This is a genomic window from Mesorhizobium sp. B2-3-15, assembly GCF_006442875.1.
Classification (GTDB): domain Bacteria; phylum Pseudomonadota; class Alphaproteobacteria; order Rhizobiales; family Rhizobiaceae; genus Mesorhizobium; species Mesorhizobium australicum.
The window spans coordinates 185088-211171 of record NZ_VFVO01000011.1; the positions used below are offsets into that span (position 1 = coordinate 185088).

A 26084-nucleotide genomic window follows, 5' to 3' on the forward strand; every position below is an offset into this window, starting at 1 on the left:
TGTGGGGAAACGACGGGAGGAACAGGGTGGAGACGGCCACTGCGAGGCATGGTTCGCCCGAAGCGAACGAGAGCCTCATTCACCGCGGCACCAACCAGAGTGGCATGCGCGACCACAACGAGCGCCTGGTGCTTTCGCTGGTGCGCCAGCACGGCAGTCTGGCGAAGTCCGACATTGCCCGGATGACCGGACTTTCGGCGCAGACGGTCTCGGTCATCATGCGCGAGTTGGAGGAAGAAAGCCTGCTCGTGCGCCAGGCGCCGTTGCGCGGCAAGATCGGCCAGCCCTCGATCCCCATGGCACTCAACCCCGAAGGCGCCTTCTTCATCGGCCTCAAGATCGGCCGCCGCAGCGCCGAACTCGTGCTGATCGATTTCCTCGGACAGGTGCGCGCGATGCTGCAGCATTCCTACCGCTACCCTGCCCCCCACGAGACGGTCGAGTTCGTCACGTCAGGCATGAAGACGATGCGCGGCGAGCTGACGCCGGCACAGGACAAGCGCATCGCCGGACTTGGCATCGCAATGCCGTTCGAGCTCTGGAACTGGGCCGACACCGCCGGCGCGCCGCGCGACGTGATGGACGAATGGCGCCATCGTGACATCAGGACCGACATCCAGGCGCAATGCGATTTTCCGGTCTATCTGCAGAACGATGCCACCTCCGCCTGCGGCGCCGAACTGGTCTTTGGCCAGACGGGCGCGGCGCGGGATTTCGTCTATTTCTACATCGGCGCCTTTGCTGGCGGCGGCATCGTGCTCAACGGCCGGCTGTTTGGCGGGCCGACCGGCAATGCCGGCGCGCTCGGCTCAATGCCTGTGCCGGGGCCGGATGGAAAACCGACCCAGCTGATCGACGTGGCCTCGATCGCCATGCTCGAAAAAACACTCAATGCGCGTGGCGTCGAGGCCTCGTATCTGTGGACCTCGCCCGAGGATTGGGGGGAGATCGGCGCCGCGCTCGACGAGTGGATCGCCAGCGCCTCGCAGGCGCTCGCTTATGCCATCGTGGCAGCATCCTCGGTCATCGATTTCGAAGCCGCGGTGATCGACGGCTGGATGCCGAAGGCCGTGCGCCAGAGGCTGGTGGAGGCGGTCGTGACGGCAATCGGCGCGATCGACGGCGAAGGGCTGAAACTCCCGGCCGTCCGCGAGGGAAGCGTGGGTATCCATGCCCGGGCGCTCGGCGGCGCCAGCCTGCCGCTTTCCGAACGCTTCCTGATCGGTTCGACGACGATCTCCAGGGGCGCGTAAAATGCTGATCGGGATTCCGGCGCTGCTTGGTCCAGAGCTTCTGGCGACGTTGCGCGCCATGGGCCATGGTGACGAGATTGCCGTGGTCGACGGGAACTATCCGGCACAGGAGCAGGCAAAGCGCCTCATCAGGACCGATGGCCACGCCCTCATGCCCGTACTCGACGCGATACTGACGCTGCTTCCGGTCGACGATGTCGTGCCGGAGGCGCTGTTTCGCGCCTCGGTGAAAGGCGATCCGTCGCTTGCCGACCCCGTCCATCGTGAAATGGAGGCGATCTGCGCCAAACGCGCGCCTGGCCGCAAGGTGGTTGCACTGGCCGGCGCCGACTTCTATGCACGGGTCAAATCGGCGCATGCCATCGTCGCGACAAGCGAGCCGCGGCTTTACGCCAATATCATCATCCGCAAGGGCGTGATCTATCCGCCGGAGACCGAGAAGCCATGATCCTCTGCTGCGGCGAAGCCCTGATCGACATGCTGCCGCGCACCACTACGGAGAATGAGCCGGCTTTTGCCCCCTATGTCGGCGGCGCTGTCTTCAACACAGCGATCGCGCTCGGCCGCTTGGGCGCGCCGGCCGGCTTTTTCTCGGGCCTGTCGTCGGACCTGTTCGGCGGTCAGTTCAGGGACGCGTTGGGGGCGAGCAAGGTCAGTTCCACCTACGCGCACACCTCGCCCCGACCGACGACCCTAGCCTTCGTGCGGCTGAACAATGGCCAGGCGACCTACACCTTCTATGACGAGAACACGGCCGGGCGCATGCTGACCATCGAAGACCTGCCGCAACTCGGCAGCGAGATCGAGGCGATGCTGTTCGGCGCCATCAGCCTGATCTCGGAGCCGGCTGGGTCGGCCTATGAGGAATTCATGCAGCGCGAGCATGAGACCCGCGTGATGATGCTCGATCCCAACATCCGGCCGAACTTCATTCCCGACAAGGCCAAGCACCTCAGGCGCATCCGGGAGATGATGGCGATGGCCGACATCGTCAAACTGTCGGACGAAGACCTCCACTGGTTCGGCGAAGCCGGCTCGCACGAGGATGTCGTGCGCAATTGGCTCGACCGCGGCCCGAAGCTGATCGTCGTCACGCATGGCAGCGAGGGTGCCGTTGGCTACAGCAAACAGCATCGTGTCACCGTCATGCCGGAGACAGTGAAGGTGGTGGACACCGTCGGCGCCGGAGACACGTTCAACGCCGGCATCCTTGCCTCCCTGCATGAGCAAGGCCTGTTGACGAAGGCGGCGATTTCCAGCCTGTCCGAAGACGCCATCCGCAAAGCATTGGCGCTCGGCGCCAAGGCGGCGGCAGTGACAGTGTCACGAGCCGGCGCCAATCCCCCCTGGCGGCACGAGATCGGCTAATCGGCTCTCCAGCGCGATCACTTTATGTTTCCAGGCGCCGGAAAACCTCGATAAGAATGGGCTGAATTGCACCGCCAAGCCCGGATTCCCGGCTTTGTGGGACAATATGCCGGCAAAACGTGGTAACGGGCCGCGACACTTGCGCCAAGTCCCCGATCCGCAGCTGGCTTTTTCAGCCGCGCCAAGTCTGGTACCAGCGGGCCGGTTATTGGCAGGTATATTGAGGCCGACATGCAATTCATCGATCTTGGCGCGCAGCGCGAACGAATCCGCGATCGGCTGAAAGCCGCGATCGACCACGTGGTCGAGGATGGCCGCTACATCCTTGGCCCGCAGGTCGCCGAATTCGAGAAGAAGCTCGCCGCCTATGTCGGCGTCAAGCATGTGATTGCCTGCGCCAACGGCACCGACGCACTGCTTTTGCCGCTGTTCGCCGCCGGCATCGGTCCCGGTGACGCGGTGTTCGTGCCGAGCTTCACCTTCGCCGCCACGGCGGAAGTGGTGGCGCTGGCCAAGGCCGAGCCGGTTTTCGTCGATGTCGATCCGACAACCTACAACATCGACATCGCCAGCCTCGAGGCGGCGATCGCGGCCGTCAAGAAGGAAGGTCGACTGAAGCCGAAGGCGATCATCCCTGTCGACCTGTTCGGTCTTGCCGCCGACTATGAGGCGCTCATGACTATTGCCAATCGCGAAGGCTTATTGGTGATCGAGGACGCAGCCCAGTCCATGGGGGGCTCGCTCGAAGGCAGGATGTGCGGCGCGTTCGGCCATGTCGGCTCGACCAGCTTCTATCCGGCCAAGCCGCTCGGCTGCTATGGCGACGGCGGTGCGATGTTCACCAATGATGACGCGCTGGCCGACGCGCTCAGATCCTTCGCCTTCCATGGCAAGGGCGAGACGCAGTACGACAACATCCGCGTCGGCATCAATTCACGGCTCGACACGCTGCAGGCGGCGATCCTGCTCGAGAAGCTCGCCATCCTCGAGGAAGAGATGGTGGCGCGGCAGGTGGTGGCCCAACGCTACGCTGAAGGCCTCGGTGACATCGTCACCGCAGCCCGCAACCTGGATGGCAGCCGCTCGGCCTGGGCGCAATACGCGATCGAAACGCCGAAACGCGACGGGCTTAAGGCGCATTTGAGCGAAAAGGGCATTCCGTCCGTCATCTACTACGTCAAGCCGCTGCATGAGCAGATCGCCTATCGCGACTACCCGCGCACGCCGACCGGTCTTGCCGTTTCGGAGAACCTGCCGAAACGTATCCTGTGCCTGCCGATGCACCCCTATCTTAGCGAGGCAGACCAGGACAGGATCATCGAAACGATCCGCAATTATATCGGCTCGAACTCGGCGCAGGCCGCGGCCGAATAGGCGTCGGGCACGGATACCCGACCGACACCTCCTTGGCATAGGGCGACGACGGCGCAGGCCGTGCGCTTCGCCCGTTATTTTGAGAAGGCCGCCGCGTGTCTTGTGGTCCCGTCTTCCATTCCCGATCGGGTCATGGAACGGCACTGCACTATGCAGATCCCCGCCGCGAAGACCAAAGTGCCCAGCACCCATGACAACCAGATCCGATGGTCGACCGAGAGTTCGACGACAGCTATGATCAGGTAGCAGCTGGCTATGAAATGGCAGGGGCCGCTCAAACCGCCGATCATTCTTATGATCGCCGCCAGGAGCACCCCATACACGATGATGCCCAGCGCTCCCAGTTCGTACCACAAATCGAATACGATATTATGTGCGCTTGGGAGATCCGCCTGCGCATAATATGTCGGACTCACGACAACCCCGGCCGCGTTTCTCATCGTATTGGCGCCATGGCCGAGGATCGGCTGGTCCGCGATGCGGGGCGAAATCATCTGCCATAGATCAAGCCGCGCTGCGAAGGTTCCTGGATAGAAAACCAGCCATCCCGTTGTTTTGAGGTAGGCGAACAGCGGCGCGACGACGAAGGGGGCAATCAGGGCAAGAGACAAATAGACGGCGAAAAATCCAACCAAAACGTGCTGGCGGTATTTCGCGGGCATGACAAACATCACCGCCACGAGGACAATCGCCAGATTGACGCCGGTCGATCGGCCGTAGAGCAATGTCAGAACGGCAAAGAGAGCCGCAAGCCCTTTCCAGACCAGCCTCGGCTGGGCAAGAAATATGACGGCAAAAAAAGCTCCGTACACCGTGATCTTATGGAGGGTGAAAACGTTCTCCACAAAGCGTGGATCTTCGGTCAGAAACGCAAAATACAGTTCCCAGCCCATCACCGATACGACGCCGATCAACATGCCGGCCAATGACACCCGCGCGAGCCGCTCGCGCTGAGCGCTCGCAAGCGCGAGGATGCCCTGAAACAGCAGGATAGCGGCGATCGAGTAGCCAAACACGTCCCTCGCCGCCATGAGAGAGCGGCTCGCATCGACCGACCACAGGGCGCTCGCAAGGACAAAGCCTGACAAGAGAGCGAGAGCAATTGCAAGGCCTATCGTGCCTCTGGCAAAACGCGCACGCTTCGTCAAAAGGGCGAGAGCGCCCATGAGTGCCCCGACAAGCGCCAAGACCGTTGGGGACATTTCGACGAAGGCGAAAAGGGCGGGAGAGAGGGCGTAGAGGCCCAGCAACATCCTGAAGACTATTTCATCACGATTGCTGGTCCATGCGGGAAAGCCGCCCAAAATGACGGCATGGCATTTCTGAAACAAGGACATTCACTTACCGACTCAGGGGACGTCGACAAAGGATAGGCCATCGACGAGGGCTTTTCACCTACGTTCGATACGTCCCTGGATTGCAGCCTCGCCGCTGGCGATGAAATGCGGATTGGCGAAGTCCGCGTCATCGGCCTGGTTGCGCTTGCCATAGGTCAAGGGCTTGCCGTCCAGCGTCCGCGTCGTGCCGCCGGCGGCACGCAGCACCGCGTCACCCGCAGCGGTGTCCCATTCCATGGTGCGACCGAAGCGCGGATAAACATCCGCCTCGGCATTGGCGAGGAGGCAGAATTTCAGTGACGAACCGACCGAGACGATCTCGGCGGCACCAAGGTCGCGAATATAGGCTTCGGTTTCCGGCGTGTTGTGCGAGCGGCTGGCAACCACGGCCAGCGGCGTCGCGGCCATTCTCACCGAAATCGGCCGGCGGGAAACGATCCGGTAGTCCTTATCGACTTCGAGGGCTTCCGCCCTGCCCGGCCGGCCGGAAAAAAACCGGCCGCTGCAGGGTGCGAAGACAACGCCGACTTCCGGCACACCATGGCGGACAAGCGCGATATTGACGGTGAAGTCGGTGCGCCGGTTGACGAATTCCTTGGTGCCATCAAGCGGATCAATGAGGAAGAAGGTCTCGCCAAGTTCGCCCGGCATGATGCCGGCCGCCGCTTCCTCCTCGGCCACGCAGGGAATATCGGGGAATGCGGCGCGCAGGCCTGCAAGAATGATCTTCTCGCTCTCCCGGTCCGCCTCGGTGACCGGCGAGGCGTCCGACTTGCGGTCGACCGCGCAGCCGGCGTGGAATACGCGCATCACCTCGCGCCCGGCGGCTAGCGCCAGCCGCTCGAAGATTTCAAGCATCGACGTGTCGTCAGATGCCGCCGCCATTGTCATATTGGTCTTCGGCAATGTCACGCTCGTTCAGCCAGTGTTCCAAGGCATCTACCATCTCTTCAGCCGATCTGCCGAGCGTCTTCAGATGGATCTCCGGTTTCTCCGGTGCTTCGTAAGGCGAATCGACACCGGTGAAATTCTTGATCTCGCCATTCAGCGCGCGGGCATAGAGGCCCTTCGGATCACGCCTGGCGCATTCCTCGAAAGGCGTATCGACAAACACCTCGATGAACTCGCCATCGGCCATCAATTCCCTGGCCATCCGCCGCTCGGCGCTGAACGGGGAAATGAAGGAGACAATGACGATCAGCCCGGCGTCGGCCATCAGCTTGGCAACTTCGGCGACGCGGCGAATGTTCTCGACGCGATCGGCATCGGTGAATCCAAGGTCGCGGTTGAGACCGTGGCGGACATTGTCGCCATCGAGAATGTAGGTATGACGCCCAGTGGCGAAAAGCTTCTTCTCGAACAGGTTGGCGATGGTCGACTTGCCGGAGCCCGAAAGCCCCGTGAACCAGAACACGGCGGGCCGCTGGTTCTTCATGTCGGCACGCACGCGCTTGCCGACATCGAGCGATTGCCAATGGATGTTTTCGGCGCGGCGCAGCGAGTGTACGATCATGCCTGCGCCAACCGTGGCGTTGCTGATGCGATCGATCAGGATAAAGGCGCCAGTGGTACGGTTCTCGCCAAACGGATCGAAGGCGATCGGCGCCCGGGTCGAAATGTTGCAGATACCGACTTCATTCATTTCAAGCGACTTGGCCGCCTCATGCGCAAAGTCGTTGACATTGATGCGGTACTTCAAGTCGGTGACGGTGGCGCTGGTCTGATCGGTCTCGGTGCGCAGGATATAGGAACGGCCCGGCAACAGCGCATGCTCGTCGAACCAGACTATGTTGGCGGCGAACTGGTCGGCGACCTGCGGCCGTGCGGACGGCGAAACCAGCATGTTGCCCCTGGAAACCTCGACCTCGTCGTCGAGAACGAGCGTGATGGCCTGGCCGGCCACCGCCTGTTTGAGATCGCCGCCATAGGCGACGATGCGTTTGACATGCGAGGACTTGCCCGACTTGGCGACCACGACCTCGTCGCCTTGCGCAATCATACCGGACGCGATGGTGCCGGCAAAACCGCGAAAATCGAGATTGGGGCGATTGACGTACTGAACCGGAAAGCGGAACGGCAGCTCGGCCGTGGCTTCGTCGACGGAGACGGTTTCGAGATGCTCGATCAATGTCGGGCCGGAATACCAATGCGTGTTTTCGGAGCGGCCGCTGACATTGTCGCCGTAGCGGGCCGACATCGGGATCGGCGCGATGGTCTGGAAGCCGAGATCGCGTGAGAACTGCCGGTAGTCCTCGACGATCCTGTTGAAGACCGCCTGGTCAAAACCGACGAGATCGATCTTGTTGACCGCCAGCACGATGTGGCGGATGCCGAGCAGCGAGGCGATGATCGAATGGCGCCGCGTCTGGCGCAGCACCCCCTGCCGGGCATCGATCAGCACGATCGCCAGGTCGGCGGTCGAAGCGCCTGTCGCCATGTTGCGGGTATATTGCTCGTGGCCGGGCGTGTCGGCGACGATGAACTTGCGCTTCGGCGTGGCAAAGAAGCGGTAGGCGACGTCGATGGTAATGCCTTGCTCGCGCTCCGCCTCGAGGCCGTCGACCAACAGCGCGAAGTCGACGTCGTCGCCCGTCGTGCCGTGCTTGCGCGAATCGCGTTCGAGCGCGGCGAGCTGGTCCTCGAAAATCTGCTTGGTGTCGGAGAGCAGGCGTCCGATCAACGTCGACTTGCCATCATCCACCGAACCGCAGGTCAGGAAGCGCAGCAGCGACTTCTTCTCCTGCGCGGCCAGATAATCGCGGACGCCGTCCGTTGGAGCGAGGCTCTTTGCCATGATGTGGCGCATGGTCAGAAGTACCCCTCGCGCTTCTTCTTTTCCATCGAACCGGCTTCATCGCGGTCGATCAACCGACCCTGCCGTTCGGAGGTGCGTGCCGTCAGCATCTCGCCAACGATGGCTTCAAGTGTGTCGGCGTCGGATTCGATGGCGCCGGTCAGCGGATAGCAGCCGAGCGTACGGAATCGCACCAACCTGTCCTCCACGACCTCGCCGGGCAGTAGCTTCATGCGATCATCATCCTTGAGGATCAGCATGCCATCGCGTTCGACAACCGGCCGCCGCTTGGCGAAATAGAGCGGCACGATCGGGATGTTTTCCTGCAGAATGTACTGCCAGATGTCGAGCTCGGTCCAGTTCGACAGCGGGAAGACGCGGATCGATTCACCCTGCGCGATACGTGTGTTGAAGATCTTCCACATTTCGGGCCGCTGGTTCTTCGGATCCCACACATGCTGGGCGTTGCGGAAAGAGAAGATGCGCTCCTTGGCTCGCGACTTTTCCTCGTCGCGGCGGGCGCCGCCAAAGGCAGCGTCGAAGCCGTATTTGTCGAGCGCCTGGCGCAGCGCCACGGTTTTCATCACATGAGTGTGGGTGTTCGAGCCGTGATCGAACGGATTGATGTTGTCGCGCACGCCATCTTCGTTGACATGAACCAGAAGATCGAAACCCAGCTTCTTCGCCATCTGATCGCGAAATGCGATCATCTCGCGAAATTTCCAGGTGGTGTCGACGTGAAGAAACGGGAATGGCGGCTTGGCCGGATAGAACGCCTTCATCGCCAGATGCATCAGCACCGACGAATCCTTGCCGACGGAATAGAGCATGACCGGCTTGGTGAAGGCTGCCGCGACCTCGCGGAATATGTGAATGGACTCGGCTTCAAGCCGCTGCAGATGCGTAAGCGCTGGTATCATGGACCGTGAGCGTTCTCTCATGCCTTGCAACAGAAGATCCTGCGTCAAATCATCGAGCCTTTTGCGCCCGGTTCAAAGCTTCGCTTCTGGACAAGTGTTTCGTGCGGGCGTTCTAGCAGATCGTCGCGGCCCAGAACAATGCAAGACGAGCCCGACAGCCATTCGTTCGGGAATGAATTTTCCACGCTTGCGACAGAACCCGGAAATTTCTGCTTGGAGAGCCTCCCGCCGGGGAAAGGCTGAAAAAATATTGCCTGCGAGAGCGCCGGGGATGCTGCAGGGTCAACCGGTGCCGACCGCAGGTTTCAGCGGCAATCGATCAGGGCGCACTATCGAAACAGCGGCCCAGCCGCTATACGCTTTTTGAGGGCGGGCAAGATGCATTATGAATGGGCAATTTCGAGGTGAGCATGTTGGGATTTCACCGAACACGATGTGCCGCATAAATTTTCTCGAGGATAGCGGGTCCGAAAATTGAACCGGCTTTCATTCATAAGGCAGCAAATCACGCCTTCGCGGATCAATGTCTATTTCTCCATTCTCTGCTTCTTTTCTCCCCCGGTCCTGGGATCGGCGGTCAGCTTCGTGTTCAATGGCGGCGGACTATGGTCCGTCCTGTTGATCGTCTTGAAGAGAAGGCACTTCAATGTCGACCGGGCGATGATGGCGCTAACGATCGCGATCTACGCCTATTGCGCAAGCAATGTCCTGGCGTCCATCGTCAACCACGCGATCGTCAAGGACGCACGGCATCTTGTCCCGCTGATCACCTTTCTGTTTTTTCCCATTTCCTATTCGACCTGGAGCACTACGCAAAAAACAACGCTCGTCCGCATCATTGTGTTGGCCAGCATGGCGGCTTGTTTCGGAGCGCTGCTGCTGGCGGTTTATCAGCAATATCGACTTGGTATGCGCGCCGAGGGTGGGGCGGGGAATGCGATCGTTTTTGCTGAGGTCCTCTGCCTTGCGGTGGTGATCTGCGTGGCCGCTGCCCTATCCGGTATAGAGAAATACAGGATCGCCCTCGCCTGCGCCGCACTCGGCGGAACGATCGCCATCATCTACTCCGGTACGCGCATCGTCTGGCTGGCACTGCTGATTGCCGGTGTCGCCGTTCTGTTGATCAACCAGCAGAAGCTAAGAGGGAGAGATGCCGCTCGCGTGCTTCTGCTGCTGGCCGCGATTGCGGTCGCGATCGCGTTTTTCGGGTTCCAGACGATAGCGGGGCGCGTCGCATTTCTGCACTCCGACTGGGATGCGCTGGCGGCCCATGGTGACCACACGACTGCTTTGGGACTACGCGTCGCGCTTTGGGATATCGGCCTGAAGGCGTTTCATGAGATGCCATTGTTTGGACATGGGGTGGGTGCGACCCGGCTCTTGATCAAGCAGGGCTTTCAGGATCAGTTCGGGATGGATGCAGGTTTCAGTCATTTCCACAACGGCTTCCTGACCGCCTTGGTGCAAGCGGGAATCCTGGGTGCGGTGACGCTGGCGGCGATCTTTGTGGCTGCCGTCAGAAATGCAGCCCTGGTCCTTCGCGACAGCACCGATCCGATCGAACGGTTCGGCGCCACCATGATCGTCGCCGTCGTGATCACCTATCTGACTGCCGGCATGACGGGCATTCTGATCGGCCATGACATTCTGGACTCGGTCTTTATGGTCTTCCTGGTGTCGGGAACATATCTTGCCTGCGGGCGCCAGGCCGCGTTGGTGGAAAGGGAGGCCCTTCCACCAGTGGTGGGAGCCCAGGCGATGTCACCACCGAAAAGCCAAGCCGTTCCACTGGTGACGGAAGCCGTTCCATCAGATCTGGCACCTCCGCCAGCCGCCCGATAGCCGGTCCGGGCAAGACAATGAAAGTCCTGGTTACGGGCGCGACGGGTTTCATCGGCCGCCAGGTGGTCCATCGGCTTCGCGAGGCCGGCGTCGAACTTCGCCTTGCCTCCCGCCAGCCGGATAGACTTGATGCCGGGCCCGACGCGATGCTGATGCCTGGGTACGATGCACCTGCCGAGGCGTTCCTGGCGCTGACCAGGGATGTTACGGATGTCGTCCATTGCGCGGGTCTGAACAATGATCAGGGCAATGCCACCGAAGCCGATTTTCGGGCAGCCAATGCGCAATTGAGCGCACGTCTGGCGCATGCCGCCGCCACGCAGGCAAGCGGACGGTTCATTCATCTTTCCTCGATCCGGGCCGTGATCGGCGCGCGTGCCAGCGCAACGATCGACGAAAACACGATCCCCGACCCACAAGACGCCTACGGGCGCTCGAAACGCGAAGCAGAAATTGCCGTGTTGGGCGCCTATACCTCGCATGGCCGTGCCGACGCGGCCATATTGCGGCTGCCGCCAGTCTACGGGATCGGCATGAAAGGAAACTTGGCGACGCTGATGCGGCTCGCCGATACGGCTCTGCCGATGCTGACAGGCGCATTGACGGCGAACCGTTCGCTGCTATCATCGCAATCCGCGGCACGGGCGGTGTGGCATCTGCTTTGCCATTCCCAGCCACTTCGTCCGATCTATCTCGCCAGCGACGAGCCGCCGGTGTCCGTCGCTGCCGTCATCGGTGCCCTTCGCCGCGGCTTGCGGAGGCCGACGCGCCTGATGACCGTGCCGGCTGGACCAATGCGGACAGCCGCCACACTGCTTGGCAAGCGGATGTTCTGGGACAGCCTGACGGCGACGCAAATATGCGACCCGTCGCTGCTTGTCTCGGAAGGCTGGGCGCCGGAAACCAGCACGCTGGAGCGGCTGACCGAGATAGCGCGGCTCCGAAACCCTCGACGTCCTGTTTGATCCCGGCTCAAAGACAGGTTTCCGCTTCAGGAGCGGGGCTGCTCAGCCGCGATAAAGTGTTCCAAACAGGATCCGAAGGTCGAGCCAGAACGACGCGGTCCTGAGATAGGTGGCGTCGGTTTCGGCCAGAAGTTGCGGGTTCGACATGTCGATGCCCCTGATCTGGGCCAAGCCTGTCATCCCGGGCAAAGCCTGCAAAACGCCCAGCCGCCTGCGGCATTCGATCAGTTCCGTCTGGGTCGGCAGGCAAGGACGCGGCCCGACCAGGCTCATTTCGCCGCGCAGGACATTCCAGAGCTGCGGCAACTCGTCGAGCTTGAATTTCCGCAAGCCCCTTCCAACCGATGTCACGGCGCTCACCGGGGTTTCATGCGAGGGCAAGGACGGCGTTCCCTGGTACATCGTCCGCAACTTGTGGCAGCGAAAAAGCACACCTTCGCGGCCAATCCGCGTTTGTGAAAAAATCACCGGACCGGGCGAGGATACCCGGACGGCGACAATGGCCAGCAATAGAATGGGAGAGGTTGCCACCAGCAGCACAGCCGCACCGGCGAGATCGAAGATTTTCTTGGCTGTCTTCATGTGGCCGATAGGGCTCCCTGCCAGGGCTCTACGCGATAACCGCGAGCGACGCCCGTCAATCCGGCCGTAGCATAAGGTCGCCTTCCCAACCAAGCGCGCGCAGTCCGCGATTTCAGATACGACCCAGGACAAAGGCGAGATAGAGCCCAAGGGTGCCGGCGAAAGTCTGTCGATAGACACCGCTTTTGCGCAGGGCGCCCAGGCGTTGGAAAAGAGAGCCTCGCCGACCGTTCGCGAACAGGTCGAGGCACGCCACCGCATCCTTCGTAAGGAGATCGCGATTGACGGCAAGGCCGGCAAGATTGAGATCGGTCCAGTCCGCGAACTGGCCCTTGAACAGGCGACCCAGCCGCGAGATCGGCGCCTGCCACGATGCATTGGCGCCGACCAGATCAAGCACTCAAGATTATTTTCTGCACAGCCTAAGTCGCCTGCCCAGCCGTTTTCGGGATCACCTCTTGAGGCGTGGCCCCCCTCGCCTTCTTGGCGCGGTCAAGACCGGCAAGCGCGGCAAGCGAAGCTGCCTTGTTCTGGCTCTTCATCTCCTGCTGAAGCGCCGCAAGTGCTGTCTGGACATCCGACCACTGCGCGACATCGGTGCTCAGGCCGAAGATCTTGGCAATGCTGAGTTCCACCAGTTCCTCGTCCTCGCCGTGCAGGGTCTCGTGGAGCTTTTCGCCCGGGCGGATGCCTGTGAAGCGGATTGGAATGTCCGTATAGGGGCTTTTTCCCGCCATGCGGATCATCGTTTCGGCCACTTCGACGATCGGCACGGGCTTGCCCATGTCGAGCATGTAGACGGCGTAATCCTGGCCGGCCGGCCGCGAGGCGGCATCGGCCGCCGACATGATGACGAGATCGACGGCTTCGGCGACAGTCATGAAATAGCGCGTCATGCGCCGGTCGGTTATGGTGACCGGCCCGCCGGCCTCGATCTGCGCCTGGAATATGGTCGCCACCGAGCCATTGCTGCCGAAGACGTTGCCGAAGCGCACGGCGATGAACTTGGTGGAGGCGCGACGCCCGCCCGGTTCGCCGGCCGGCGTGCCGTGCAGGGCGCTGACGATCTGTTCGGCGGCCCGCTTGGTCATGCCGAGCACGGAGGTCGGATCGACGGCCTTGTCGCTCGAGACCATTACGAATTGCGCCACTCCGCATTTGGCGGCGACCTCGGCGCAGACAAGCGTGCCGAAGACGTTGGTCTGGATGGCCGATTCCCAATTCTCCTCCAGCAGCGGAACATGCTTCAACGCCGCTGCATGGAAGATGATGTCAGGTTTGAATTCCGTGACCACGCGCGTCATCTGGCGCCGGTCCGCGACATCGACGATGCGGACCTTGAGGCGATCATGATGCTTCTCGTCGATATACTGGCTCAACTGGAAGATGCCGAATTCGGAATTGTCGGCGACCAGCACGGCCTCGGCTCCAAGCTCCAGCGACCGCTTGACCAGCATTCGCCCGATGGAGCCGGCGCCTCCCGTGACCAGGACGCGCTTGCCGCCCACGAAGGCGCCGATGCGCTCGATGTCGGATGGCACAGTCGGGCGGCGCAGGATCGTTTCCATCTCGACGGCGTCGAGAACGAGCTTTCCCTCCTGGCCCAGCTGCGAAAGGCCAGCGAACTGCACGACCGCAATGTCGCCGTGACGCGCGACGCGGACCAGCTCCGAATATTCCTCGATCTCATGCTCGGCGCCGCTGCCGAAGATCAGCAGATCGAGGCTTTTGGTGCCGCTCGCATAGTCCTCCAGGACATCGATCAGGCGCGGCCGGGTCGCCACCACCGGGACCCCTTGAATGCGCGTGCCGAGCGGTGCGCCATGCTCGGTGGCCATGATGCCGGCTATGGTATGCTCGGGGGGTTGCGCCGTGCGCGTGAAACGAATGATCAGGTCGGCCTCGCCGAGCCGGCCGACGAACAGGGCCTGCTTGGTGCGCGTCAAGTCGGCCTTGCCGCTGAGAACACCCCAGCTCGCGCCGTCACGCAGGAAGCGGTAGAACAGCCGGGGCGCCGAGATGATGGTGAAGGAGACGAGCAGGAAGACGATGAACTGGCGCTCGTTGAGCCCCGCTACAGGCTGAAAAGAACGTACGACCAGCGAAACGGCGTAGAGCACGAATGTCAGGATCGCGCAGCTCTTCAGGATGTTGAAGAAATCAGGCGTCGAGGCGAAGCGCCAGACCGTGGTGTATAGGCCGCAATATCTGAACAGCAGATGGCTGATGACCACGATGCCGGCCCAGGTGACAAGGCCCTCCGTGGAGAGCGCCGCAAAGGAAAGATCCGACCGCGACAGGAGAAGGCTAAGCGCCACGGCGACCAGGACCATGACCACGTCCTGGACCATGATGAAGGCGCGCCGCATCTGAGGCCTGAGCCCGAACACAGCTTCTATATAGGATACCATTGGGCAGTACTGAACTCCGGACGTGAGAACTTCAACACCAATGCGGCGCCAGGTCGAATACCATTCGCCACCGGCCACCTATGTTAGCGCAAATTTCTCGGCCCCCGCCGCCTTTATCGCATAGCGTGGACTTGAAGCCATCGCCAGGGATTTTTCACAGGCGTCTAGGAACGGGCGCGTTGATGAAGATATCATATAACAGCGATTGGAAAAGTAGCTTCTGCTTATAAAGCACTGTCGCGCGACTCGGGTGGATTACCAAAGATTGGAAATTTCGGCGGATTTGACGCCGCCTTTCTGGTCAACTACTCACCAAGTCTCGCCCAAGCCATTACCGACGCACTATTTGGAGAGCCCGAGGAACACTGGACGGCTGGCCAAACGATTTCCGGTTGACAGATGGGCGCACTGCAATATGACGGCCTTCCCCCACACTAGCCAAAGTGAAGTAATGAAATTTGGATCGAGTGGCCTTCGAGGCTTGGCTTCGGAACTGGTCGGCAAACCGAGTGGACTTTATACTGAAGCCTTCGCTTGGCGCCTAGCAGCAGGCGGGCTCCAGCCGAAGGCCAAGGTGTTCATAGGTCGCGACTTGCGCGATAGTAGCCCGACCATTGCAGCCAACTGCATGGCTGCCTTGGTGGTTGGTGGATTTCAACCGATCGATTGCGGTGCCATTCCAACACCAGCTTTGGCGTTGTATGCTCGGCAGCATGGCGCAGCGGCGCTTATGGTGACCGGTTCGCATATACCCGCTGACCGCAATGGCATCAAATTCTATAACCCGCAGGGTGAGATCAGCAAGGCCGATGAAGCCGCTATAGCACGCTATGCCGCGGAAAGGTCAGACGCTTATAACGCCCCGCCGGCAATAGGAACGGCTTTGCCAGGACATCATGACCAGGCGATTACCGCCTATCGCGCGCGCGCTGACGACATCCTGGAGCCTGGATCCCTTTCAGGCATGAGGCTCGGCGTCTATCAGCACAGTTCGGTCGCGGCGGACCTTCTCGTGAAGGTTCTCCAATCTTTTGGCGCCCATGTGATACCTGTCGGGAAGTCCGATACCTTCGTACCTGTCGACACCGAAGCCGTTGACCCGACCACAATTGCAAAGTTCAAGGGTTGGGCTCGAGAATTCAAGCTCGACGCCATCGTGTCGGCCGACGCCGACGCCGATCGACCACTTATCGCCGACGAGAATGGCGATCTGTTTCGTGGCGACCTGATCGGCCTCGCCACGGCCTTGTTCTTGCGGGCTGATATTGTAGTGACGCCCGTGACCTCCAACTCAGGCATTTCGGAAGCTTTCGGTTTTACGGTTCTGAGGACAAAGGTGGGATCTCCATTTGTCGTCGAAACCATGGAAGCCTCCTATCATCCCGAAAAAATCGTCATTGGCTTTGAGGCCAATGGTGGCGTTCTCCTGGGGTCGGACTGTTCAATTCACGGAAAAACGTTGACGGCATTGCCGACACGAGATTCCCTGCTCCCCATCCTCGCCGTTCTCGGTATGGTCGCGTCGACAGGAAAATCCCTGTCGCGTTTGCGCGAACTGTGGAATCTTCCCGCCTGCGCAAGCGAACGTCTCGAAAATTTTCCGGTGGAGAGTTCCCGCAGCTTGATGCGCCGGCTTGCGGACCGGGATGCACTGCAGCGATTTCTGGCGCCGTTCGGGACCGTTGCCGACGTCGACGAGACTGACGGGCTAAGGACAAAAATGGAAACCGGCGAGATCATCCATCTGCGGCCGTCCGGCAACGCGCCGGAGCTTCGCTGTTATTCAGAGGCTATGGACCCAAGCAGAGCGACAGCGATCGTGGCGCTGACGCTCAAAAGAGCGCGGGCAATCACATCCACAAACGAAACAGAGGTCGTTTAATGAAAGTGGTTCCCGTCATCATCAGCGGTGGAGCCGGATCGCGACTGTGGCCCGCCTCCAGGCAATCGCACCCCAAACCTTTCCTCAAAGTGGCTGACGGACATTCTCTTATCCAACACACAGTGTTGCGCGCAGCTTCGATAAAGCATGTCGTGGAACTCGTCGTGGTAACGTCCGGAGAACACCTGTTCCTGACGAAAGACGATTTCGACGAACTGGATTCCGTGATGTTGCCGCGCACATTTCTGCTCGAACCGGAAGGCCGCGATACGGCCGCCGCGGTGGCGGCGGCCGCTATCCATGCCAAGGCAACGCAGGGTCCTGAAGCGATTCTGTGTGTCTTCCCGGCGGATCACATGATTGGCAACCTGCCTGCTTTTTTGGCCGTGATGGGCCGGGCCATCGAACACGCCCAGCTGGGGCGGATCGCCACATTGGGCATCAGCCCGACCAGACCGGACACTGCATTCGGTTATATCGAAGCGGATGGTGAGAAAGTCGTCCGTTTCGTTGAAAAACCTGATCTCGAGACGGCCAAGGCCTATGTCGCATCCAAGCGCTTCTTCTGGAACGGCGGCATCTTCTGCTTCAGCGCACAAACCATGCTCGACGAAATGGCTTTGCATTGTCCCGCGGTGATCCAGGCTGTCTCCGACAGCTATGAGAACGGCCACTTCAGTCAAGGCGAAGGCTTTGCCAAGATCGAACTCGCGCCCGAGCACTTTGGCTCCGCCCCGCGAGTCTCGCTTGACCACGCGGTCATGGAGAAGACAAACAATCTTGCCGTGGTTCCCTGTGACATGGATTGGAACGACATCGGGTCGTGGAACGCAATGGCCGACCTGATCGCTCCCGATGCAAGCGGGAACAGGATACGCGGCGATGTTCACATGATCGACACAACCGGTAGCTATGTGAGCTCCGATAAGCGCGTTATCGGCACGGTCGGCGTCAGCGACCTGGTGATCGTGGATTCCCCGGATGCGTTGCTTGTCGCATCCCGCGACCGTGTTCAGGACGTCAAGAAGCTGTTTGACGACCTCAAGGCTTCTGGACATGAAGCGCACCTGCTTCACAGCACGGTGCACCGCCCGTGGGGTACCTATACGGTTCTGGAGGAAGGCGAGCGCTTCAAGATCAAACGCATCGAGGTGAAGCCCGGTAGACGTTTGAGCCTGCAAATGCACTACCATCGTTCCGAGCACTGGGTCGTGGTCAGCGGCTCCGCGAAAATAGTCAATGGCGACCAGGAGCTGTTTCTGGCGACCAACGAATCGACCTACATCCCCTGCGGTCACAAACATCGGCTGGAAAACCCGGGAAGAATCGACCTGGTGATCATTGAAGTACAAAGCGGCGATTATCTCGGCGAGGATGACATCGTGCGCTTCGACGACGTATACGGCCGCGCCTGACAACCGGTTGGCTCGCTGTGCTTGGCGAGCAACCACTAGATAGAACCGAGAACATTGATGACAAAGAAAGCCTTGATTACCGGCATTACCGGGCAGGACGGCGCCTATCTGGCGGAACTCCTGCTTGCCAAAGGATATGAGGTTCACGGACTTGCGCGGCGTTCAAGCACCGCCGATGTGAACACCACGCGCCTGAAGTGGCTTGGCATTGAAAAAGATGTTCGGATCGTGGACGGAAACCTGACGGATTTGTCTGGTCTGGCTAGAACGATGCGCGACGTGAAGCCGGATGAGGTCTATAATCTTGCCGCTCAATCCTTCGTCAAATCGTCGTGGCAGCAGCCGATCCTGACCGGCAACGTGACCGGCATAGGCGTGACCAATGTGCTTGAGGCCATCCGCCTCGAATCGCCTGAAGCCCGTTTCTATCAGGCATCGTCCTCGGAGATGTACGGCCTTATCCAGGAACCGATGCAATCCGAGACGACACCTTTCCACCCACGCTCTCCATATGCGGTGGCGAAACTTTATGGCCATTGGATTACGATCAATTATCGTGAAAGTTTCGGTTTGCATGCCTCGAGCGGCATCCTGTTTAATCATGAATCCCCGCTTCGCGGCATTGAGTTCGTCACCCGCAAAGTCACTGACGCGGTCGCGCGCATCAAGAAGGGCATGGCAAAGGAATTGCGGCTCGGGAACATCGACGCCAAGCGTGATTGGGGTCATTCCAAGGACTATGTCCGCGCGATGTGGCTGATGGTGCAGCAGGACCAGCCGGATGATTACGTGATCGCGACAGGCAGGACGACGACTGTGCGCGACATGTGCCGGATTGCATTCGAGCACGTCGGGCTCAATGTTGACGATCACCTTGTCATCGACCCCGACTTGTTCAGGCCGGCGGAAGTCGAAATCCTGCTCGGCAATCCAGCCAAGGCAAAGGCGAAGCTGGGCTGGGAGGCGACGATCTCGCTGGAAGAGATGATCCGCGAAATGGTGGATGCGGATCTCGAACGCCACGCGAACCCAGCCAGACGTTAAGCTGGATGGGAACCGTTTTTGCCTCATGGTCGGTAATTTGAAGCATCGTATCCTGATTACCGGGGCAAGCGGATTTGTCGGCTCCGCGCTGTTGCGCCTCCTGGAACGGGAACACAGTTCCTGCGAGGTGTTCGCGTTTGGCCATGGCGAAGGCCAGCGAAATGCCATCGACCTGCTGGACCGGGATGCGGTCGACACCGCCGTGCGGGAGGTCCAGCCCACCTCGCTCATTCATTTGGCCGCGGTTGCAGCACCTTCCGATGCCCGCAACGCGCCGCGCCATGCCTGGAACGTCAACTTCACGGGAACGATGAACCTTGCCGAATCGGTGATGCGCCACGCGGCGAAGGCCCGGTTCGTCTACATTGGCAGTTCGGAAGCCTATGGGGCTTCGTTTGCGAGCGTGGCCGGCCCAGTGACGGAAACCGTGCCGCTTCAACCGATGACGGTCTACGGCGCCACCAAGGCGGCTGCGGACTTGATGATCGGGCAAATGGCCTATGACGGCCTGCGCGCGGTGCGCTTTCGCCCGTTCAACCATACCGGCCCTGGTCAGTCGGACGCCTATGTGGTTTCCGCCTTCGCGCGGCAGATTGCCGAGATCGTGTCGGGAAAAAGCGAGCCCGTCATTCACGTCGGAAATCTCGAAGCCGAGCGGGACTTCCTCGATGTTCGCGACGTGGTGCGCGCCTATGCGAGCGCGGCTCTTCTGGAACTGGATGCCGGGCCCGACCATGTCTACAACATCGCATCAGGACAACCGCGGAGGATCCAGCATATACTCGACATGCTCATAGCGCAGTCGGGCATGGACATCGAGGTGCGTGCCGATCCGGCCAAATTCCGCCCCAATGACATTCCCGTTATGTGCGGTGATGCGGCAAAAGCACGCGATAGGCTGAATTGGAGGCCTTTGGTGCCGTTCGAACAGACAATTGCCGACGTTTTCGGATATTGGCACAGGGCTATGTAGCGCCCGTTGACGGCAAGACGCAACGCGCAAAGGTCGATCGCATGCTCCGAAGCCTATGGCAGTACCGCCATTTCATCATTTCCTCTATCAGAGGCGACCTGAAGGGGCGCTTCGTGCGGTCGCGCCTGGGCGGCCTTTGGTTCATCCTTCACCCGCTTGCGCAGGCGCTCATCTTTTCCATCGTTCTTTCGGAGGTTCTCGAGGCACGACTTCCCGAGGCAAACAGTCCCGCAGCCTATCCCATCTATCTCCTCTCTGGCATGGCCGCATGGACGCTCTTCAGTGAGATCCTCACGCGGAGCATGACCGTTTTCATCGAGCAAGCACCGGTCATGAAGAAGATCGCATTTCCGCGTTTGTGCCTGCCTGTGATCGTAGGGGGAACGGCACTCATCAACCATCTGTTGCTGCTCGTCGCCCTGTTCGTCATCTTCATATTCCTCGGGCATGTTCCGGGCCGTGCTCTGATTTTGTTGCCGATTGGAATCATCTTGATCGCGGCGATCGGATTTGGCCTTGGCGTGATCCTCGGCGTGATGAATGTGTTCATTCGCGATGTCGCGCAGGTCATGACGATCCTACTTCAGCTCTGGTATTGGCTGACGCCGATCGTCTACCCGGCTAACGTGGTGCCCGAGAGATACAGTTTCATGATCAATTTCAATCCGATCGCACCGCTGGTGGCGCTCTATCAAGATGCGCTGCTGTTCAACCGCTGGCCCAGCCTTGAAAGCCTGATCATGCCGGCCATTCTGGGGCTGCTCAGCATGGTCTTCGCGATGATGTTTTTTCGCCGTGCAAGCCCCGAACTCGTCGACGTGCTGTAACCATGACCGTGCTTTCCGTCAGTCATTTGTCGAAACGCTATGCGAACTATGCCAGCAACCTCGAGAGGTTTGCCGGCTGGTTCGGAGCGCCGGTTACGCCGACGGAGGAATTCTGGCCAGTCAGGGACGTCTCGTTTTCCCTGTCCCACGGGGAAGCGCTTGGGCTGATCGGGCAGAACGGCGCCGGCAAGAGCACGCTTTTGAAGCTGATTACCGGCACTGTACGGCCAACGAAGGGTGCGGCAAGCGTCTCGGGCCGCATAAGCGCCATCCTGGAACTCGGGCTCGGCTTCAACCCGGAATTCACCGGGCGGCAGAACGCCTACCATGCCGGCGGGCTGATGGGTCTCTCGCAGGCGCGCCTGGCCGAACTCATGCCGCATATCGAGGACTTCGCAGAAATCGGCGACTTCTTCGACCAGCCGCTGCGAACCTACTCGAGCGGCATGCAGGCGCGCCTGGCCTTCGCGCTCGCCACAGCGGAACGGCCGGACGTGCTCATCGTCGACGAGGTGCTTTCGGTTGGCGACAGCTATTTCCAGCACAAGAGCTTTGACCGGATACGCAGTTTCAGGGCCGCAGGCACGTCGATCATTCTGGTCACTCACGGTTTGGGCGATGTCAGATCATTGTGTGATAGGGTGATTCTGCTGGACAAGGGACATGTGCTGAAGGATGGGCCGCCTGACGAGGTGGTCGATTACTATAACGCCCTGATCGCAACGAAAGAGAACGCGAGGCTGACCATCGAGCAACGGCGGGAAAAGGACAATTGGCTCTACAGCAGGAGTGGAACTAAGGCGGCCGCTGTTGAGTCGGTCGCGCTGATCGACGGCGAAAGTGGGAAGCCGATCAAAACCGCCATTTCAGGACAGAGCCTGACAATTCGAGCCCGGGTCGCTGCAAAAGAGGATATTTCGGAACTTGTCATCGGGTTCATGTTGAAAGATCGCGCCGGCCACACTGTTTGGGGAACCAATACGTGGCATACGGGTCAGGTGCTTTCAAATATTGCAGCAGGCAGCGGGTTCGAATGTAACCTGCACCTTGCCTGCGCCCTTGGCCAAGGCTCATACGGGCTTTCTATTTCGCTCCATACGGGAGATGTTCACATCGACAACAATTTCGACTGGATTGAAAATGTGGAGGTTTTCGACGTCATCAATTCAGACCGCCCCTTCTTTGTCGGGACGAGCCGCCTTGAGCACGCGTTCGAAATCGTCCGATGAGAAAGAATTTTGACGATCTGTACAAGGCCTTCGAGGACCGCTTTCGTGGATCAAGGGAGCACGTTAAGGAGCGCCTCCAGATCTATCAGCCTTTGTTAGCGCAGGTGCCTCGGCAGGCCGAAGGACCGCCCCTTGCGATTGATCTCGGCTGCGGACGCGGCGAATGGCTGGAGATACTTGCAGAGTCCGGGCTGGAAGCGATAGGCGTGGACACCAATGCGCGAATGGCGCAGGAGGCCGCCGACAACGGCCTCAGAATAGAATTGCAGGACGCGCTTGAACATCTCGGGGGCAGGCCTAACAACAGCGTGGCGATCATTACAGCCTTTCACATGGTCGAGCATGTGCCGACCGATTATCTGATCGGTCTGCTAGACGAATGCCAGAGGGTGCTGGCCGAGGACGGCCTGCTGATCTTGGAAACGCCCAATCCCGAAAATATTTCGGTCAGCACCAATACCTTCCATTTGGATCCGACCCATAAAAGCCCCCTGCCGCCGGGCTTGCTTGAGTTCCTGGTGGGACAGGCCGGCTTTGCGGAGACGGCGATCCTGAGGCTGAACGGCGCGCCGATGATCGAGGCAGGCCCAATTGAGCGCAGCGTCCATCTCATGTTTGAGGGCGCAAGAGACTATGCGTGTTTAGCAAGAAAGGAGCATTCGAAATTCGGAACCGAGCCTCTCGCTGATTTTGTAAGGGCGATATCGCAAGAGACGCCCGCCGACCTTGCAAGTATTAAGGGTTGGCTTCATTCCGCTGACAACGAAATAGCCAGAAAATTAGCTGATGCAGATCACGCCCGACAGTTGCTCGAAAGCCTGATCGCACAGATGGAATTGATGGAGTCGGAACGGACTACACTTCGGGATATCACCGCTTCTTTGGAAAGTCGGTTAGAAATGCAAGGCGGCGAAATTGATCGGCTTAGCGTAAAAATGACCGGCGTCGACTCAACGATATCATTTATTCACAATGATATTGCCAATTTACAAAAGACGATACTAAGCAGAATTCACCGCCTTTTCCTTAGTGTCTTTAAATGATAAATACAAATCAGTGTTCAGAGGACAATTGTGACTACGGGCATGGCTGGAACCGGTATATATAAATCTAACATCAATTTCGATCGTAATTCGCCTGGCGGTCGTATACTTGTTGACCTAAGCACCAGCTGGCGTCATCGGTCCTCTCCTCCTGTCGGAATAATTCGATGCGAGCACGAGGTTGCTAGGCATTTCCTTGCGACGTCTGCAGAGAGCGTAGTTTTTGGCTTTTATTCCGACGACGCGCAGCAATATAGCGAAATCTCACAAGATATCGTTGTCCAGATGATCACGAACTCGGCATCTGCCGGTCACGCACCCGAGCTTGGCAAAGAAGCTTCTGTTGAGCGGTCGCTGCAGGAACCCGTTTCCACAAAGTCTTATGTAAATACCTTCTTCGCCGGAGTTTTATTTGCTAACTACATGATAGCGCGCGCTTCGAGATCCAGCGCATGGCGCGTCAGAGGGGTAACACGTGCCAAGCAGTTTGTGGCAGATCACTTCGATTCTATCGACTTCGGGATGTTAGGCAGATTTGCTAGATTTTGGTCGGTTGGTCGTAATGTCGATTTGAAGGCATCATTGGGTGGTCTTCGTATGACCCTAGTCCACAGTGCCCCTCCACCTGACTCGACCCCGATCTCGATGGACACGATTTCTGCAATACTCCTGCCTGGCGTCTTCTGGGAAGGAAACAAAGCAAAATGGATTTGGAAAACAAAATCGAAAAGAAATATTTATATAGGTGTACTGTTATACGATCTGATTCCTATTGTCGTTCGACAATTTTCGGAATCCGGGGCTGCTCAAAATTTTGCTAAATGTCTTCATTACCTGTTGTGGTCATGTGATCACTTTTTCTGTATCTCTTCCAGCACCGCCTTAGACCTCCGACGCTATGCTGAGACATGCGGCTACCCTTCAATCTCGGAGAGTAAGACGCAAATTTGCAAACTGGGGCCTGCGCGGTTTGTCCTCGACGCCGGTGCGTTAGCGGAACATCCCCGCATTCCCGGTATAGATGCCATCACTCCAGGAAAATTCGTACTCTTTGTAAGCACTATTGAGTCGCGAAAAAACCACGAGTTCGCATACCTTTTGTGGCGGCGCCTTGCCTTGAAGCATGGCACCAATCTGTTTCCCTTGGTTTTTGCCGGTAAACAAGGCTGGGACACAGAGAGTCTCCTGAAGAGAATCTCTCACGATCCTGTTATCGGGGGGCACCACATCATACACTTCGGTAGCGTCAGCGACAATCAGCTGCGCTGGCTGTACACCAATTGCGCCTTTACAATATTTCCGTCTCACTACGAGGGCTTCGGCATGACGGTGGCCGAAAGTCTGGCATTTGGAAAACCTTGCGTAGCGTCGACAGGATCGTCTATAGAAGAAGCCGGCCAGGGACTTGCCGACCACGTGGATACACTTGATGGCTTGGAATGGATCAGGAAGATTGAAGAATATATGTTTGACGATGATTGTTTGCAGAATCGATCAAGGTTTATTATAGAGAATTACAGGCCTTATAGTTGGGACAATTTTACCACTCCAATCATACAGCATATGCTTGGGGGAATGCAGTCTGCCGCTGACAGGCGAATAGACTAGACTGGAAATTACAGAAGCTTCGAAATGACTTATGACGTTTGCTACATCGGAATCTATCCCATCAGCAAGCCGTATCACGGTGGGCAGAGGAGGGTCAGAGCACTTGTTGATGCGCTAATCGACAGTGGGATCCGGGTCGATTACATACCGATCTTCTCGGGGGTTTCTTATCCCGAGTATGATGAGAAGGAGAGGGAATTTGCTTTTGGTAGGGACCTTCATACGGCGCTTTTTTCAGACGGAAGAAAGCTCGATCTTCATGCATACTCGATTTTTGACGCAGAGCCCTCGTACAAGAACAGTCTTTTGGCTAGGATCAATCGATGCTCACCTAAGGTAATAATCTTCGAACAGCCGTGGCATTCGGCCTTGCTATCCGATCTTCGCGAAAGCGGCTTGGAAGACGTGAAGATCGTTTACTCGAGCCAGAACGTCGAGTCGCAACTTATGCCGTCTCTGCATGATCGAAAGGCGGCGGAGAAGCTGGAAAGAGATTTGGTGGAAGCGGCGGATTTGGTACTGGCCTGCACAAGACGCGACGCCGACATCTACGTTAAATGGGGAGCCCGGAAGGTTTGTGTATTTGGCAACGGTCACATTCGTCGCCACGCGTCCGAGAGTCTATTGCGCTCTTGGCGGCATGAACTCCGGTATCAGAAGATTGCGATCTTTACCGGCAGCGCGCACCCCCCTAACGCGGAAGGTTTTTTTCGGATGTTTCTTCCCGCCCCTGGATGTATACCGCCAGAAGCTAAGCTCGTTGTCGTTGGCGGGGTTTGTGACCTTATCACGTCTTCACCACTATACTCTACGAATCGCGCCATATTTGCTGAGACAACGCTGCTAATTGGGCGCCAAGAGGAAGATGCACTAAACGCGCTATTTGGATTGGCCGAGGTTGTCGTGCTGCCGGTAACCTCCGGCGGTGGGTCTAACCTGAAAACAGCTGAAGCCCTCCTTTCCTTGAAGCCAGTTGTCGGCACCTCCAAGAGCTTTTCTGGTTTTGAAGATTATGCAACTCTTCCAGGGGTTAATATATCTGACGACCCAGCCGAGTTTAAACAGCACATCAGAGATATACTATTATTTGGAGCGAATAGCGAAAGAGATTTTGATGATGTTCGCAATTTGACTTGGGACACTATTCTCCGTGCCTATCCGTCTACTATAAAGAGCCTCGTGTCTGGCTAGAGGCCGACTACATCAAGCTGCGGACA

Annotated in this window: 22 protein-coding genes; 15 read left to right on the forward strand and 7 right to left on the reverse strand. The window is 58.9% G+C overall.

All coding sequences use genetic code 11. The features are described 5' to 3' along the window. Positions 1-26: 26 nt before the first annotated feature. The 4 genes from FJ954_RS22415 (at position 27) to FJ954_RS22430 (ending at position 3995) form a co-directional block, all read left to right on the forward strand. Positions 27-1253 carry an ROK family transcriptional regulator gene (locus FJ954_RS22415; RefSeq protein ID WP_140663206.1) on the forward strand — a complete coding sequence of 409 codons (1227 nt, stop codon included), beginning with the start codon at positions 27-29 and terminating at the stop codon, positions 1251-1253. A gap of 1 nt (position 1254) precedes the next feature. Then, complete coding sequence (locus FJ954_RS22420) at positions 1255-1701, forward strand: RbsD/FucU domain-containing protein (RefSeq protein WP_140663208.1); 447 nt, start codon at positions 1255-1257, stop codon at positions 1699-1701. Further along, a complete protein-coding gene (locus FJ954_RS22425) occupies positions 1698-2621 on the forward strand; it encodes a carbohydrate kinase (protein ID WP_140618637.1) in 924 nt (307 codons plus the stop codon). Before FJ954_RS22420 ends, FJ954_RS22425 begins: the two co-directional genes overlap by 4 nt. Before the next feature lie 231 nt (positions 2622-2852). Further along, positions 2853-3995 (forward strand): DegT/DnrJ/EryC1/StrS aminotransferase family protein, encoded by a 1143-nt coding sequence (locus FJ954_RS22430; RefSeq protein WP_140663210.1) that lies wholly within the window; start codon positions 2853-2855, stop codon positions 3993-3995. Positions 3996-4069: 74 nt separating this feature from the next. Here FJ954_RS22430 and FJ954_RS22435 read toward each other — a convergent pair whose 3' ends face one another. Genes FJ954_RS22435 through cysD form a run of 4 tightly spaced genes read right to left on the reverse strand, consistent with a single transcriptional unit; the run spans position 4070 to position 9046 of the window. Continuing rightward, the gene (locus FJ954_RS22435; RefSeq protein WP_140663212.1) at positions 4070-5332 is read right to left on the reverse strand and encodes an O-antigen ligase family protein; all 1263 of its coding nucleotides are present in this window, start codon (positions 5330-5332) and stop codon (positions 4070-4072) included. Positions 5333-5386: 54 nt separating this feature from the next. Further along, the gene (gene cysQ / locus FJ954_RS22440; protein WP_181177897.1) at positions 5387-6190 is read right to left on the reverse strand and encodes a 3'(2'),5'-bisphosphate nucleotidase CysQ; all 804 of its coding nucleotides are present in this window, start codon (positions 6188-6190) and stop codon (positions 5387-5389) included. 10 nt (positions 6191-6200) lie between these two features. Then, on the reverse strand, positions 6201-8138 hold the full coding sequence (cysN, locus tag FJ954_RS22445; protein WP_181177890.1) for a sulfate adenylyltransferase subunit CysN: 1938 nt from the start codon (positions 8136-8138) through the stop codon (positions 6201-6203). Between the two features lie 2 nt (positions 8139-8140). After that, on the reverse strand, positions 8141-9046 hold the full coding sequence (gene cysD, locus FJ954_RS22450; RefSeq protein WP_015318702.1) for a sulfate adenylyltransferase subunit CysD: 906 nt from the start codon (positions 9044-9046) through the stop codon (positions 8141-8143). A 474-nt stretch (positions 9047-9520) separates the two neighbouring features. Here cysD and FJ954_RS22455 point away from each other — a divergent pair, with 474 nt between their 5' ends. Next, complete coding sequence (locus tag FJ954_RS22455; protein ID WP_140663217.1) at positions 9521-10888, forward strand: O-antigen ligase; 1368 nt, start codon at positions 9521-9523, stop codon at positions 10886-10888. 17 nt (positions 10889-10905) lie between these two features. Continuing rightward, positions 10906-11853, forward strand: coding sequence for an NAD-dependent epimerase/dehydratase family protein (locus FJ954_RS22460; protein ID WP_140663218.1), 948 nt, complete (start codon positions 10906-10908; stop codon positions 11851-11853). 42 nt (positions 11854-11895) lie between these two features. On the opposite strand, the gene FJ954_RS22465 is transcribed toward FJ954_RS22460, so the two are convergent. The 3 genes from FJ954_RS22465 to FJ954_RS22475 form a co-directional block, all read right to left on the reverse strand. Beyond that, a complete protein-coding gene (locus FJ954_RS22465; protein WP_140663220.1) occupies positions 11896-12435 on the reverse strand; it encodes a sugar transferase in 540 nt (179 codons plus the stop codon). A 112-nt stretch (positions 12436-12547) separates the two neighbouring features. Next, positions 12548-12835, reverse strand: coding sequence for a hypothetical protein (locus FJ954_RS22470; RefSeq protein WP_246681119.1), 288 nt, complete (start codon positions 12833-12835; stop codon positions 12548-12550). A gap of 22 nt (positions 12836-12857) precedes the next feature. Then, on the reverse strand, positions 12858-14846 hold the full coding sequence (locus FJ954_RS22475; RefSeq protein WP_181177891.1) for a nucleoside-diphosphate sugar epimerase/dehydratase: 1989 nt from the start codon (positions 14844-14846) through the stop codon (positions 12858-12860). Between the two features lie 451 nt (positions 14847-15297). On the opposite strand from FJ954_RS22475, the gene FJ954_RS22480 reads away from it, so the two are divergent. From FJ954_RS22480 to FJ954_RS22520, 9 genes are all read left to right on the forward strand, one after another. Beyond that, positions 15298-16728: a phosphomannomutase gene (locus FJ954_RS22480; RefSeq protein WP_140663221.1), complete on the forward strand. Its 1431-nt coding sequence runs from the start codon at positions 15298-15300 to the stop codon at positions 16726-16728. Next, a complete protein-coding gene (locus tag FJ954_RS22485; protein ID WP_140663223.1) occupies positions 16728-18143 on the forward strand; it encodes a mannose-1-phosphate guanylyltransferase/mannose-6-phosphate isomerase in 1416 nt (471 codons plus the stop codon). The genes FJ954_RS22480 and FJ954_RS22485 overlap by 1 nt, the downstream gene beginning before the upstream one ends. 57 nt (positions 18144-18200) lie before the next feature. Continuing rightward, the gene (gene gmd / locus FJ954_RS22490) at positions 18201-19187 is read left to right on the forward strand and encodes a GDP-mannose 4,6-dehydratase (protein ID WP_140663224.1); all 987 of its coding nucleotides are present in this window, start codon (positions 18201-18203) and stop codon (positions 19185-19187) included. 25 nt (positions 19188-19212) lie between these two features. Then, positions 19213-20160, forward strand: a complete 948-nt coding sequence (locus tag FJ954_RS22495; RefSeq protein ID WP_140663225.1) for a GDP-mannose 4,6-dehydratase — start codon at positions 19213-19215, stop codon at positions 20158-20160. Then, entirely contained in the window at positions 20142-20987 is an 846-nt protein-coding gene (locus FJ954_RS22500) for an ABC transporter permease (protein WP_224622153.1), read from the forward strand. The genes FJ954_RS22495 and FJ954_RS22500 overlap by 19 nt, the downstream gene beginning before the upstream one ends. A gap of 2 nt (positions 20988-20989) precedes the next feature. Then, positions 20990-22216 (forward strand): ABC transporter ATP-binding protein, encoded by a 1227-nt coding sequence (locus FJ954_RS22505; RefSeq protein ID WP_140663226.1) that lies wholly within the window; start codon positions 20990-20992, stop codon positions 22214-22216. Continuing rightward, positions 22213-23259, forward strand: coding sequence for a class I SAM-dependent methyltransferase (locus tag FJ954_RS22510; protein ID WP_140663227.1), 1047 nt, complete (start codon positions 22213-22215; stop codon positions 23257-23259). Before FJ954_RS22505 ends, FJ954_RS22510 begins: the two co-directional genes overlap by 4 nt. A gap of 285 nt (positions 23260-23544) precedes the next feature. Next, on the forward strand, positions 23545-24867 hold the full coding sequence (locus FJ954_RS22515; RefSeq protein WP_210243328.1) for a glycosyltransferase: 1323 nt from the start codon (positions 23545-23547) through the stop codon (positions 24865-24867). A gap of 24 nt (positions 24868-24891) precedes the next feature. Further along, positions 24892-26058 (forward strand): glycosyltransferase, encoded by a 1167-nt coding sequence (locus tag FJ954_RS22520; protein WP_140663230.1) that lies wholly within the window; start codon positions 24892-24894, stop codon positions 26056-26058. Positions 26059-26084 lie beyond the last annotated feature (26 nt).

What these genes read in the sequence shown, in the direction of transcription:
- FJ954_RS22420 (WP_140663208.1), top strand. Translation starts at nt 1,255, where the DNA reads ATGCTGATCGGGATTCCGGCGCTGCTTGGTCCAGAGCTTCTGGCGACG.
- FJ954_RS22425 (WP_140618637.1), top strand. Translation starts at nt 1,698, where the DNA reads ATGATCCTCTGCTGCGGCGAAGCCCTGATCGACATGCTGCCGCGCACC.
- FJ954_RS22430 (WP_140663210.1), top strand. Translation starts at nt 2,853, where the DNA reads ATGCAATTCATCGATCTTGGCGCGCAGCGCGAACGAATCCGCGATCGG.
- FJ954_RS22435 (WP_140663212.1), bottom strand. Translation starts at nt 5,332, where the DNA reads ATGTCCTTGTTTCAGAAATGCCATGCCGTCATTTTGGGCGGCTTTCCC.
- cysQ (WP_181177897.1), bottom strand. Translation starts at nt 6,190, where the DNA reads ATGCTTGAAATCTTCGAGCGGCTGGCGCTAGCCGCCGGGCGCGAGGTG.
- cysN (WP_181177890.1), bottom strand. Translation starts at nt 8,138, where the DNA reads ATGCGCCACATCATGGCAAAGAGCCTCGCTCCAACGGACGGCGTCCGC.
- cysD (WP_015318702.1), bottom strand. Translation starts at nt 9,046, where the DNA reads ATGATACCAGCGCTTACGCATCTGCAGCGGCTTGAAGCCGAGTCCATT.
- FJ954_RS22460 (WP_140663218.1), top strand. Translation starts at nt 10,906, where the DNA reads ATGAAAGTCCTGGTTACGGGCGCGACGGGTTTCATCGGCCGCCAGGTG.
- FJ954_RS22465 (WP_140663220.1), bottom strand. Translation starts at nt 12,435, where the DNA reads ATGAAGACAGCCAAGAAAATCTTCGATCTCGCCGGTGCGGCTGTGCTG.
- FJ954_RS22475 (WP_181177891.1), bottom strand. Translation starts at nt 14,846, where the DNA reads ATGGTATCCTATATAGAAGCTGTGTTCGGGCTCAGGCCTCAGATGCGG.
- FJ954_RS22480 (WP_140663221.1), top strand. Translation starts at nt 15,298, where the DNA reads ATGAAATTTGGATCGAGTGGCCTTCGAGGCTTGGCTTCGGAACTGGTC.
- FJ954_RS22485 (WP_140663223.1), top strand. Translation starts at nt 16,728, where the DNA reads ATGAAAGTGGTTCCCGTCATCATCAGCGGTGGAGCCGGATCGCGACTG.
- gmd (WP_140663224.1), top strand. Translation starts at nt 18,201, where the DNA reads ATGACAAAGAAAGCCTTGATTACCGGCATTACCGGGCAGGACGGCGCC.
- FJ954_RS22495 (WP_140663225.1), top strand. Translation starts at nt 19,213, where the DNA reads ATGGTCGGTAATTTGAAGCATCGTATCCTGATTACCGGGGCAAGCGGA.
- FJ954_RS22505 (WP_140663226.1), top strand. Translation starts at nt 20,990, where the DNA reads ATGACCGTGCTTTCCGTCAGTCATTTGTCGAAACGCTATGCGAACTAT.
- FJ954_RS22510 (WP_140663227.1), top strand. Translation starts at nt 22,213, where the DNA reads ATGAGAAAGAATTTTGACGATCTGTACAAGGCCTTCGAGGACCGCTTT.
- FJ954_RS22515 (WP_210243328.1), top strand. Translation starts at nt 23,545, where the DNA reads ATGATCACGAACTCGGCATCTGCCGGTCACGCACCCGAGCTTGGCAAA.
- FJ954_RS22520 (WP_140663230.1), top strand. Translation starts at nt 24,892, where the DNA reads ATGACTTATGACGTTTGCTACATCGGAATCTATCCCATCAGCAAGCCG.